A 12,901-nucleotide genomic window follows, 5' to 3' on the forward strand; every position below is an offset into this window, starting at 1 on the left:
GAATCTCATGTATAAAATATTCTACTCACGAAATCAACCTTTTCCTGAATATCAATATCCCCTGACATTTCCCATTCCCACTATTTCTATTATAGCACATTTTTACCCAATTCGTAAGGCAAATAGCGGTAAATATGAAAAATTTGTGAAAAATGCGCACAATTCATCCCTATTGTTTTTGTGATTATCACATATTTTTTGTTCTTTGTGACTTCTTTCCTATGTGCATTTCGTTGATGATACAATTTTTCGCTTACAAAATTTTTCATAAAATGCAAAAATACCTTTAATGAATTTAATACTCATTGAATTCATTAAAGGTATTTTAATTGTAATACACGTTATTTGCAGTCATCAACCAAGTGCAACATCTAACGACATCATCAAGGTAAATCCAACTGCAAAAAGAATAGTTCCAATATCAGAATGCTCTCCTTCTGCCATCTCCGGTACAAGCTCCTCTACCACCACATACATCATGGCTCCGGCTGCAAAACTGAGCAGATATGGCAATAACGGAATGATAAAATATGCGGCAAGAATCGTAAGTAGAGCTCCAATTGGTTCTACCACACCAGACAACGTTCCATAAAGAAACGCTCTTTTTTTGCTTGCTCCTTCTGCCCGAAGTGGCATGGAAATGATTGCGCCCTCCGGCAGGTTCTGAATGGCAATTCCAATGGAAAGTGCCAAAGCTCCCATCATCGTAATCTTTGCTTCGCCGGACATCCAGCCAGCATAGATGACACCGACTGCCATTCCCTCTGGAATATTATGAAGTGTGACGGCAAGTATCAGCATCGTCGTCTTTTTTAACTTACTTTTCGGTCCTTCCGCCACCTCACTGTTTGCATGAAGATGCGGAATGATGTGATCCAGGAAAAGTAAAAACAAAATTCCAATCCAGAATCCGACCAAAGCCGGAAGGAATGCAAATTTTCCAAGTTCCGCAGATTGCTCCATCGCTGGAATCAACAGACTCCAGATAGATGCAGCAACCATAACCCCGGCGGCAAAGCCTGCCAGCGCTTTTTGCAGGACAACATTTAGTTCTTTCTTTAAAAAAAATACAAATGCTGCACCTATTGTTGTTCCAAGAAATGGAATCAGAATTCCTCTTGCGACTTCTTGCATCAGCAGCTTTCCTCCTCTCTCCTTTCGCATACAAAATCCTTATTTCAGATTTACTATACTATATGCAACAGTTATGAAAATGTTTTTTCAGTACGCCTCCACCCAGCCTGCGATATCCGCCGGCTCAAAATCATAGGTTAACGGTTTTCCATAAGCCTGCTCGTAGGCTTCTTTTTTCTGCTCATAATCAAGGTTCATCATCGCAATGCTATTTTCTCTTACACTAAGGTTTGGATCCGGATAAATCGGTTTTAAGACGTGAAGAATACACTTTGTTTTATAAAACTCCTCCGTCTCCTTTTCCGGTAAATCTACAATCTCTGTAAAACAAGAAATGACTGGCACATTCATTTTCGCTGCATAGTAATAAGTACCACGCTTTGGCGGTCTTGGCTTGCGGTAATTAAACCACATTTCCTGTTCCGGGTAAATCAGCACAAACTGTTTTTTCCTGATTTTTTCTTTTAACAGCTTTGGAAATACCTTTTCTAAGTAATTCTTATCGGAAGTAATCGGAATCACTCCGGCATGACGCATGATAAAGCCGATAAATCCCTTCATTGCAAGATTGGACTCCTGGCTTACAATAAAATACTTGCGTCTGCTGTGTTTTTTTACAAAAGTCCGAATTACCGTACTGTCAAGCGGATTAAAGTGGTTGCTGGTAATAAAGGCTCCACCTTTGATGTCTTTTACATTTTCCAATCCAACTACTTCCGTAGTTCTATTTTCTTTTCCACTGACGATATCAATGATAATCCGGGCAATAAAACCAAAGAAACGGTAGGACAATGTCTTTCTGGTATGCAGATAATGGCGGATAATCTTGTGCTTTTGTCTGGCGGATAAATTCGGGTCATCCACCTCTACCTTATTGTTGAACTTTCCCTGCCCGGCATTCTTCTTGATGTTTTCGATTACCAGATTTTTATTGGCTCCTATAATCATATACGCACCTTTTCTCCTCTTTCCATCACCTTTTTAAATGTAATATCAAAGTGAATCATCTCATTCGCACGGTTTACTAAAATTTCAAGTCCTTCATTGTCTGCTTTCTTTTGTTCCTCGGAACAGTTTTTCTTCTGTGCAAACAGTTCCTCATAGTAGGAGGACATTTTCGCATATTCCCAGAAGTAGTGATCATACGGTACATCATAATTCCACGGTTTAAAAAACAGATTATAATGTACCAGTTTTGGATTTTTCAATGGTTCACGCCCTTCTGCCGGCATAGCATCCCAACATTCGTCTAGATAAAGCATTCTACCATTACACATGGCATTCAGATAATCCTGATCCGGTGCCACACTGTCAAAATGGTATTTGCAAAGAAGTTCCATAAAACGTTCACTAAACTTTTTCTCACGCATCTCTTTTAGATTCATCAGTAACACACCGGAATTAATGTAGTCATTTCTTGAAACACCGATTACATTTTCAATATACTGCATCAAAATTTCGTTTGCCGCAATCGAGTGATCTTTGCAGCCTCCGATGATATTGTCACCCAAATCAATCTGGTATAATTCTGAAATATCGCCCGGTACCACCACGTCACTGTCAATGTAAATTCCTTTCTCATACTGTGGAAACATCTCCGCAATAAAAAGACGGAAGTAAATCGTAAGTGTAAAATTATTATGTCTTAGACGATTCTCAATTCTATCCGTAATCTGATCAAACTTATCCTCCATGCGATAGAACTCAATCTGAAACTTCTCTGACGCATTTTTTGCAAGAAGTTCCTGATTTCTTGCTGATAATTCCTGATGCATAATAATAATATGGTATTGAAATTCCTTCGACGCATTTGCAACCAAAGAGTGCAGCGCAACATCTAAATATGGTGCGTAAGTATCGTCAATTGAAAAAAATATTGGTATCGTATTGTTTCTCATCATAATCTCCCTTTACTTTCTTTTCCTGTTTATAGTTCATCAGACAGGCATATTCATTTAAAATGTCATCATACGCGAAATTTTTTAACACGCGATGCAGCCCCGTTACATTCCATGGTTTTACGGTAACGGTATGAAACCATGGAAAAAGGCGAAACGTCGTGGTAAAATGCTGCATGACCGTATCATCCTTTAATCTGCGCTGTTCGTTGTATTTTCTTGGTAAAATCTTTTTGGAGGTAACAAGCTTATTGATTGCAGCCTGATCCGGCAAAAACATTTTTTCTTCCTGGCACATTTTCCGGCACTTGGAAAAAAGTCCGGTCTCCCTTATTTTTTTCATATTTAAAAGCAAAACGCCAGAGTTCATATAATCAAATTTCAAAAAATGATTATGGTAAAACCACTTTCCATAGTAATCAAGCACTCCGGCCAGCTCATATCCGTCAAGATCTTCCTCATAAAATGAAAGGCAGTTCTGTCTGCATACCACATCATTGTCTAAATACAAAATCCGGTCTGGCAATGTTTCAATCTGATCTGCAAAAAGGCGAAGCATGCAATATGGTGTGAAACGTGTCTCCATATTGACACTTGGCATCTCTTTTTTAAATGCTTCCGTCACATCAAATTTTTCAATGGAACCATCTGGGTTGGTAAACCGAATCCGTTTCCGCAAAAATTCTAGCATCTCATCTGCAACCGGCTCATATTGTTTGCCGTTCCACTCTGCAGACATCGTAATCACATAAATATGCAGCGGTTCCGGCACATTCTTAAGCAGAGATAGAACCGAAATCAACATACCGCGCTCAATATTTTGATCACCACAATATAAAATATTCATATCTAGCTCTCCTTCTCATAACGGATATATTCATAAGAACTTCTTTTACTCCGCTCGCGCATGCAGCTTTCTATCTGGTCACGAAGCTGGTTTTGTTGTTCTTTTTTGGAAAGACTTTCGTCTGGGAAAAATGGGCCGTCCACGTACATCGTTATCTTTGGCTTCTTTCCATGCTTTCTTTTCTGATAGGTCGTCGTCATACAAAAAGATGGCGCCTGACATTCCACCGGAAATCGAAAGGAAGTTGCCGGGAACGGACGTATCTTCGTGTAATACGGCCAGACATGGGCTTCCGGATAAATCACCACACAGCATCCTTGTGAAATTCTCGTCTTAACAGCGCGGTAAAACGCTTTCATCTGGGATAAATCCATAGGAACCGGCAACGCGCCTAACATGGGCAAAAGTTTTCCAACCACAGGAACCCCTAAGTTTGCTGCGCTCGCCACCGAATAAAAACGTTTCGCACCACAGACCCTTGCCGGTGAAAAAACGTCTCCTATCGGCTGTGTATGATTTCCATATAAGAAATATCCCTTTTTCCGATAGGATTTTAGCACATCCCTGTTCTCTACGGAAATATGTAATCCAAATTTGCAGTAAAAAAAGCTGAAAATCCATGCTATTTTAAACAGAAGCCCGGCAAAAAACTGATACCATCTGCTCTTTTTTATATAAACATACGTATCCGGAAGTTTACAATCCTGATTCTCATTCACGACAACATCATCTTGAAAACTCCGGTAATACTGTACTTTGTTCGTCTTTTTCTCTGCCACGCTCTCACTACCCCATCAAACTCATTTTTGTCAAAACATGACATGCTCATTTATTGTAACACTTGTCCCCTTTTTATTCAACCTGATGTTCCTGTCGTATTGTTAATTTTTTATCAAAGTTTCCACATTTTTTGATATTTCCAATTACATGAGAAAAAAATACGATTCGAAACAGTTTTTCTCGTTCTCCTGTTTCAAATCGTATTTTAATCTTGTTTTTGTAAGGATTAGACTTCTTTTAATTCGTATTCTCTTGAGCCAAAACCAAGCGCTGCAGCTGCTTCTACGGTATGAACACCATTTCTGCTCTCAATTCGTTCCACGAGATGGTCACGTCCCGGATCATCGGACTGGTATACAAGGTCTAAACATGCCTGGTCAATTGCGATAGGGTCTAGGGAAACTAAGATTCCGATATCCTTCATGCAAGGGTCTTCTGCTACCGCACAGCAGTCACAGTCGACAGACATATTCTTCATGACATTGATATAAACCATATTTCCTTTAAAATAATCTACCACTGCAGAAGCTGCATCTGCCATCGACTCTAAGAAAGAATCATGGTCAGCGGTCCAGATTTCTTTTGGATCACCGGCGCCATGGATGTAAGCTTTTCCATAAGAAGAAGCCACACCGATAGACAACTGCTTTAATGCTCCGCCAAAGCCTCCCATCGGATGTCCTTTGAAATGGGACAATACCAGCATGGAATCATAGTTTGCTAAATCCTTTCCAACATAGTCAACCTTGATTCTTTTTCCATTTGGAATCGCAAGTTCAAGGTCTGGTCCCTCTGCGTCCATCAAATCCACATCAAAATACTGACTCCATCCATGTTTTTTTATGAGTTCTTTATGTTTTGCCGTCGTGTTTCTCGCACCTTCATATGCGGTATTACATTCCACAACAGTTCCTTTTACTTCTTCAATGATTGGTTTCCAAAATTCTGGTTTTAAAAAATTCTGATTTCCTTCCTCACCGGAATGAAGCTTTACAGCTACCTTTCCAGGAAGCTGCTTTCCAACAAGCTGATACATTTCTGCTACTTTTTCTGGTGAAATTTCTCTTGAAAAATATACAATCGGCTTCATTTTACATCCTCCTTGTTTTGTTTCCTTTTCATCATAACACTAAAGTTAACTTTAGGTGCAAGTTTTTTATTCTTTTTTCCCAATTTCTGTAATTAGCGTAGATACCAATTTCTTTGCATCGATTGGCTTTGACAGGTGTGCATTCATGCCTGCCTCGAACGATTTTTTCACATCCTCATCAAAGGAATTACCCGTCATTGCAATGATTGGTACTGTCTTTGCATCCGGGCGGTGCAGAGCGCGAATCGCCCTTGTTGCCTCCATGCCATCCATGACCGGCATCTGAATATCCATCAGAATGGCATCATAGTAATGGAGTGGCGCATGTTCAAACATCTTCTCTCCGACTTTTCCATTCTCTGCCACCTCTACGCGCATCTTTTTGTGAATCAAAAGTCTGGTTACAATCTCTCTGTTTAGCGGGTGATCCTCGCAGACTAAAATTCTCTTGTTTATTAATACATCCTCTTCCTCTTTTTTCTGACTCTCCTCTTTCCAGCGCGCAACCTGCTCTTCCGATGCAATTTTAATCGGGAGCGTAATCATAAAGCAGCTTCCTTTTCCAATTTCGCTCTCAATTTCAATCGAACCGCCCATCAAATCGACCAGATTTTTCGTGATTGGCATGCCAAGGCCTGTTCCCTCGCTTGTCTTGGCTTTGCGATGCTCTTCCTGGGAAAATGCTTCAAAAATATGTGGCAAAAAGTCTTTGCTCATACCGATACCGGTATCCCTTATCATGATTCTATCCACCGCAACTCCATTTTCTTCCGAAATACGTTTCATCACAAATTCAATTTTTCCATGTTCCGGTGTGAATTTTACAGCGTTTCCGACAATATTGACAATAATCTGTTCCACGCGCGCAATATCTACATATAAGACGGTAAATGGAATCTCCTCTATCCGCACTTCGAACTGAATATGTTTTGCCTCAATACTTGGGCGGAGCAGACGAAGTACTTCCTCCAGTACCCTTTTTCCATCGCAGACAACCGGATGAAGCTCTAATTTTCCATTTTCAATTCTACTGATATCCAATGTATCGTTAATCAGGCTTAACAGATACTGGCTGGACGCCTCTAACTGCTGAATATCCCTTGCAGCCTGCCCTTCCTGAATGGTTTCTTTCAGGAAAGATGTCATACCCAAAATACCATTTAAAGGAGTCCGCATATCATGGCTGATTCTGGAAATAAATGCTGTTTTTGCCGCATTTGCCTGTTTGGCTTCCTCGAGCGCATCCTGTAAAGCTTTCTTTTGTCTGATCCATTCCTGATTTACATCCCGGAGTATGCAGCTGATACGAACCGCATCTTCTCCGCCGTCATACTCCCGTAATCCGATAATTTCCGTCCACTGGTACGAGCCATCACACATTAACATACGAAGAATTGCGCTGCATTTTCCTTTTTGGAGCTCTCCCTGCGCTAGAAATTCTTTTAAAATCTCACGGTCATCCGGGTGAACCACCTTCTCGTCCACAAGATTTTTTCGTAATTCCTCGAATGGAACTTCTGAGATTGCATACTGATAATAATTGCTGGTGCAATAAAAGCCTGCCTGCACATTCCATTCCCAATATGCAATCCCAAGCATATTGATGACCCTCCGGTAATGGCGCTGTTCCTGCAGCGTGCGGATAAACTCCTCCGTTGTCCTTGTATGCACCGCATATAAAACTGCCTCATCGTTCTCCCCGATTACGGCCTCTGTCATCACATTGGCATCCACCCTTGTCGGGCAAATCTCTCCTGCCTTGGTTTTCACATGGAAAAAAGCATGAATCGACTTCTGATGTGAAATTGCCTCTTTCACCGTACTTCTTGCCATTTCAACATCATCTTTTGCAATATGCACCATGATATCGTCAAATTTCATGCACTCATCCGGCGTATATCCAAACGTATCTGCAAAGCCCTCCGACGCATAATCCACGACCACTCTGCCATCCTTTTTTAACCGGTAAACTGCAATTCCACCTGGAATAGACGCAAGAAGTGTCTTTTCCTTCAGCTGATTCTGTCTCATTTCTTCCAGATTCTTCTTAAGAATAACCTGCTGTTCCTGCTCCTTTGTCTCATCGGTAACATACATCATATAAGCGTCCATCCCGCTTATTGTGATTGCCTTCGCCCGAATCGAAAAATAGTGGCCACGCCGATACATCTTAAATTCTGAGAAATGCGCTCTTGGCAATTCCATAATATCTTCTTTGGTCAAAAATTCTGTTCTTCCGTAGGTTTCCAAAAGTTCCTTCTGGGATTTCCCGATAAATTTTCCAACATCCATCTCGCAGATTCTTGAAAATGCTGCATTTGCATATAGAATCGTGCGGGTCTTTTTGTCTGCAACGTAGACGCCCGCCTCTGAATCCTCTACAATATTGCGGAAAAAAGTATCTGCTGCTATCCCTTCCTGCAATTTTTCTAACAAATCACCCCGAATCTGTTCTCTTTCTGCTTCCTTCCCTGTAAACTCACGTTCCCCAGTCATAACTTTGCCCCTCACTTTTCTTAACCCTAACTACCTGTCATTTTCTATCTAAAACCCATTCCTTCTTATAAATTGATATAAATTTATTATACAATACTTTGAATAATTTTCAATCAATTTACCTGATTTTACCTAAATAGAATATACAAATAGGAAGATTTTTCTAGTGAAAAAGCAGACTTAACAGCGGAATTGTAAAAATTGACCCGAGTGTTGTCAGAAAAGTTCCCTGTGCCATTAATTTTTCATCCCCATGATATTGCAAACAAAGCATCGTCCCATTCGTTGCCACCGGCATTGCTGATATGATAACGGTAATGCCAAGCACAAGCGGATTTGACAAAAATGGGGAAAAAATTCCATACGTAATCAGTGGAATGACCAAAAGACGTATGATTGTGAAAAGATAAACTCTCACATTTCCAAACATCTCCTGAAATTTCATCTCTGCAAGCGAAGAACCGATGATTAAAAGTGCCGCCGGTGTTGTAATATTTCCAAGCATCGTACAGGTATTTCCAAGCAACTGCGGTCCTCTGACATTGCATAATGCCATGAGAAGTGATACATAAGATGCAATCATGCACGGAGAGAAAAATGTTTTAGCGGAAAAAACAGCCTTTTTCTCTATTTTTTCTGCCTGCGATCCCTCGCTTGCACTTTTTTGGATAAAACCAACGCCAACGGAATAGACCAGGATATTAAAAGGCAGGTTAAATACGCTGGTATAAAAAATGGCGCTGTCTCCAAAAATTGCCTGTGTCACCGGGAAACCGATAAATCCTACATTTCCAAAGCTTAGCATGAACTGGTACACACCACGCTTTGATACCGGCACACGAAGAATTCGTGGAAAAAGAAAAGCACCCAAAAATAACAGCACATAGCTTGCCGCTGCCACTAAGAGAAGCTGCAGGATTTCACCAACGTCCGGCAAGCTGTCCTGCGTCATCACCGACGATAGAATCATGGCCGGCAGCGTTATATTCAAAACTATATTCGTTAACTTTATCCGTGCCTCCTTGTCCAATATCTTTTTTTTGCAGGCATAATATCCTACCAAAATCACAAGAAATAATTCTATCATCTTTTGAAATACATTTATAAATCCCATTTCTAAGTCTTTCCTTTTTATTTATTATACTTATAATATAGGTTTGTTACGCCTGTTCTAAATTAAGGAAACGATCCCATTTTTCCACATCGCATGTTCCTTCTACTTTAAGGAAATACGTGTGCTCCTCTGTATCAATAAAAATCTCATAACAGTCTGACTTTTTCTCAATCGAATAAATGCTGCCTTCCTGCAGGTTTTTAAGCATGTCCAGATATACATCTTCTGTCAGGACAATGTCATCCTGTTTTTTGACAAATGTTCCATTCGCATCAAAGACCTGATATCCTTCTTCCACAAAGGTAAGAATTCTTCCATCCGGTATCTGAAATACAAGGTCATTCGTTCTCATTTTGCGGATATCGCGGTTGCAGGTATTTTCCGGCAAAATGGTAACGTTTGCAAGGTTCATATAAAAATATCCATTCATCTGCACAATTTCTTCGATAAATGCCTCTTTAAATTCAAAATGTTCCAATTCGTTTGTTGTCTGATATTTCAATGTTTTCTTTCCTTTCACATAAAACTAGCAGGGCAGCCGAAACTGGTCACCCTGCTAACTTATTTTAACACTATTTTTTTTCTTGACAAGACTATTCTATGGAAACTACTTTGTAATCCTGATCTTCTACTGCTTTTTTCAAAACATCATTTGCGACCTCTGCATTGAGTGTTACAACAGCAGTTCCGTTTTCGTGGCTTACCACTGCCTCTGTTACCTCTGGAAGCTCCTCTAAACATTTTTTCACTCTTGCCTCACAGTGTCCACACATCATTCCTTCAATTTTCATTGTTCTTTCCATTTGTTTTTCCTCAACTTTCTTATATTTTCTTTTTTCATCTTTACGCGCATCATACATCCGAAACAGGTTCAAACGAAGTGCGTTTGTAACAACACAAAAACTCGAAAGGCTCATGGCAGCCGCTCCAAACATCGGGTTTAATTCCCAATGGAACAATGGAATCCACACACCCGCTGCAAGTGGAATTCCAATGACATTATAGAAAAATGCCCAAAACAGGTTTTCATGAATATTTCGAAGCGTTGCACGGCTTAAGCGGATTGCTGCCGGAACATCTTTTAAGCGGCTTTTCATCAATACAATATCTGCCGCATCTATCGCAATGTCGGTTCCGGCACCAATTGCAATACCGATATCTGCCCTGGTAAGCGCCGGTGCATCATTGATACCATCCCCAACCATGGCAACTTTGCCTTTTTTCTTAAGTTCTCTTATCACGGCTTCTTTTCCATCCGGAAGAACACCGGCAATGACATCATCCACGCCAGCCAGCTTGCCAATTGCCTGCGCCGTGCGCTCATTGTCACCGGTTAGCATCACAACCTGAATTCCCATATTCTGCAATTCTTTGATTGCAGCCTGGCTGTCCTCTTTCATAAGATCTGCCACCGCAATGATACCAAGCAATCCATCTTCTTTTGCAAAATATAACGGCGTCTTTCCCTGATTGGAGAGCTTTTTCGCATCGTCTTTTATCTCATCTGGAATTTTTACCTTATCCTTGATAAAATTTTCATTCCCTGCAAAAAACGTCACACCGCCTTGTTTTGCGGTAAGTCCGTTTCCTGGAAGTGCCTGAAAATCTGTAATGTCACCTGCAAGTAACTGCATTTCGGATGCCCTTTTTAAAATTGCCTTTGCAAGCGGATGCTCACTCTTTTGTTCAAGGTTTAAGGCAAACTGTAACAACTCCTGTTCCGTGATACCCCCTACCGATATCACATCCGTCACGTCCGGCTCACCGTTGGTAATGGTACCTGTCTTATCCAATGCTACAATCTGTGTTTTTCCGGTTTCTTCTAAGGAAGATGCGGTCTTAAACATGATGCCGTTTCTGGCACCCATACCGTTTCCAACCATAATTGCAACCGGTGTTGCAAGTCCTAAGGCACAAGGGCAGCTGATGACAAGCACGGAAATTCCTCTTGCCAGGGCATAGCCAAAATCAGCACCGCACAAAAGCCATACCAGCGTTGTCACAACGGCAATTGTGATTACAGCCGGAACAAAAACGCCCGAAACCTTATCCGCAATCTTTGCAATTGGAGCTTTGGTTGCAGCCGCGTCACTGACCATCTGGATAATCTGGGAAAGTGTGGTATCCTCGCCGACCCTCGTTGCCTCACATTTCAAAAAGCCGGACTGATTTAGGGTCGCCGCAGAAACTTCATCTCCAACGGTCTTGTCAACCGGAATACTCTCCCCGGTTAATGCAGACTCATTTACAGCACTCTCGCCTTCTAAAATACGTCCATCAACCGGAATATTTTCGCCTGGCCGGACCACAAAGATATCTTTTTGTTTTACCTCACGAATCGGAACGGTCACTTCTTTTCCATCCCGCAGCACAACGGCAGTTTTCGGTGCAAGTTTCATCAAGCCTTTTAGCGCATCTGTCGTTTTTCCTTTGGAATGAGCCTCTAACATTTTTCCAACCGTAATCAGGGTTAAAATCATCGCTGCGGACTCAAAATAGAATTCATGCATATAGGACATGACACCATCCATGTCACCTTTTACCTGCATATCCGTCATTGCAAACAACGCATAGGTACTATATCCAAACGCCGCACTCGAGCCCAGTGCCACCAAGGTATCCATGTTTGGTGCACCGTGGAATAAACTCTTGAATCCACTGATAAAGAATTTCTGGTTGATTACCATAATCGCAATTGTGAGTAACATCTGAAGCAGCCCCATTGCAACATGGTTTCCTTCCAGCCAGCCCGGAATCGGCCAGTTCCACATCATATGCCCCATGGAAAAGTACATCAGTACAATTAAAAATCCGAGTGATGTCCAAAGTCTTTTCTTTAAAACCGGTGTATCATGATCTTTTAACATTTCTTCCTGTTCCAACATCTGTGAGGACATTCCGGTTCCACTGCTTTCTGATGCATTCTTATGTTCTTTCGGGCGGGCTCCATAACCGGCCTCCTCGACCGCTTTTATGATGGCATCAGCATCTGCCGTTCCCTCCACGCCCATGGAATTGGTCAAAAGACTAACCGAGCAGGAGGTCACACCCTCTACTTTTGAAACTGCTTTTTCTACTCTGGCACTGCATGCCGCACAGCTCATGCCAGTCACGATATATTGTTTCATTTTCTCTCCTTTCCGTAATCTCTGATTGCAATATTGTTAGCATCTATTTTTCACTTGTAATCAAACTTCCTGTTTATTTCATCAGTTTCTGTAACATTGTTACAAGCTCGTCTACTGTCCCCTCTTTTCCAGACTTAATATCGTCTGTCACACAGGTCTTGATGTGATTTGCCAAAAGCACTTTATTAAAACTGTTCAACGCTGCATTCGCGGCTGCTACCTGTGTAATGATATCCGGGCAGTACGCATCCTTTTCTACCATCCCCTTGATTCCACGAATCTGTCCCTCAATTCGGTTCAATCGGTTGATTAAATCTTTGTATTCTTTTTCGGAACGTTCTTTCTTTTTATGACAACAACAATTTTTTTCTTCACTCATATAGTTTCCCTCCTGTCGCGATTATTATATACCCC

11 protein-coding genes are annotated in these 12,901 nt (G+C 41.2%); all 11 read right to left on the bottom strand.

The annotated features are described in order from the left end of the window. Positions 1-354 precede the first annotated feature (354 nt). Positions 355-1,164: a ZIP family metal transporter gene (locus tag BIV16_RS15190; protein WP_242940403.1), complete on the bottom strand. Its 810-nt coding sequence runs from the start codon at positions 1,162-1,164 to the stop codon at positions 355-357. A gap of 57 nt (positions 1,165-1,221) precedes the next feature. Then, the gene (locus BIV16_RS15195) at positions 1,222-2,082 is read right to left on the bottom strand and encodes a lysophospholipid acyltransferase family protein (RefSeq protein WP_075681431.1); all 861 of its coding nucleotides are present in this window, start codon (positions 2,080-2,082) and stop codon (positions 1,222-1,224) included. Next, positions 2,079-3,035, bottom strand: a complete 957-nt coding sequence (locus BIV16_RS15200; RefSeq protein WP_083625286.1) for a glycosyltransferase family 8 protein — start codon at positions 3,033-3,035, stop codon at positions 2,079-2,081. Before BIV16_RS15200 ends, BIV16_RS15195 begins: the two co-directional genes overlap by 4 nt. Then, complete coding sequence (locus tag BIV16_RS15205; RefSeq protein WP_075681435.1) at positions 2,995-3,879, bottom strand: glycosyltransferase; 885 nt, start codon at positions 3,877-3,879, stop codon at positions 2,995-2,997. Before BIV16_RS15205 ends, BIV16_RS15200 begins: the two co-directional genes overlap by 41 nt. A gap of 2 nt (positions 3,880-3,881) precedes the next feature. Beyond that, positions 3,882-4,658, bottom strand: a complete 777-nt coding sequence (locus BIV16_RS15210; protein ID WP_075681437.1) for a lysophospholipid acyltransferase family protein — start codon at positions 4,656-4,658, stop codon at positions 3,882-3,884. Between the two features lie 227 nt (positions 4,659-4,885). Continuing rightward, positions 4,886-5,749 carry a DUF362 domain-containing protein gene (locus BIV16_RS15215; RefSeq protein WP_075681439.1) on the bottom strand — a complete coding sequence of 288 codons (864 nt, stop codon included), beginning with the start codon at positions 5,747-5,749 and terminating at the stop codon, positions 4,886-4,888. A 66-nt stretch (positions 5,750-5,815) separates the two neighbouring features. Then, complete coding sequence (locus BIV16_RS15220) at positions 5,816-8,245, bottom strand: PAS domain-containing hybrid sensor histidine kinase/response regulator (protein ID WP_075681441.1); 2,430 nt, start codon at positions 8,243-8,245, stop codon at positions 5,816-5,818. 163 nt (positions 8,246-8,408) lie between these two features. Next, positions 8,409-9,359 (bottom strand): AEC family transporter, encoded by a 951-nt coding sequence (locus BIV16_RS15225; RefSeq protein WP_075681443.1) that lies wholly within the window; start codon positions 9,357-9,359, stop codon positions 8,409-8,411. Positions 9,360-9,405: 46 nt separating this feature from the next. Beyond that, entirely contained in the window at positions 9,406-9,861 is a 456-nt protein-coding gene (locus BIV16_RS15230) for a subtilin biosynthesis sensor protein SpaK (protein WP_075681445.1), read from the bottom strand. A gap of 91 nt (positions 9,862-9,952) precedes the next feature. Next, on the bottom strand, positions 9,953-12,487 hold the full coding sequence (locus BIV16_RS15235; protein ID WP_075681447.1) for a heavy metal translocating P-type ATPase: 2,535 nt from the start codon (positions 12,485-12,487) through the stop codon (positions 9,953-9,955). Positions 12,488-12,560: 73 nt separating this feature from the next. Further along, positions 12,561-12,866 carry a metal-sensing transcriptional repressor gene (locus BIV16_RS15240; protein ID WP_075681449.1) on the bottom strand — a complete coding sequence of 102 codons (306 nt, stop codon included), beginning with the start codon at positions 12,864-12,866 and terminating at the stop codon, positions 12,561-12,563. Between the last annotated feature and the right edge of the window lie 35 nt (positions 12,867-12,901).

The organism is Roseburia sp. 831b (assembly GCF_001940165.2).
In the GTDB taxonomy this organism is placed as follows: Bacteria; Bacillota; Clostridia; order Lachnospirales; family Lachnospiraceae; genus Roseburia.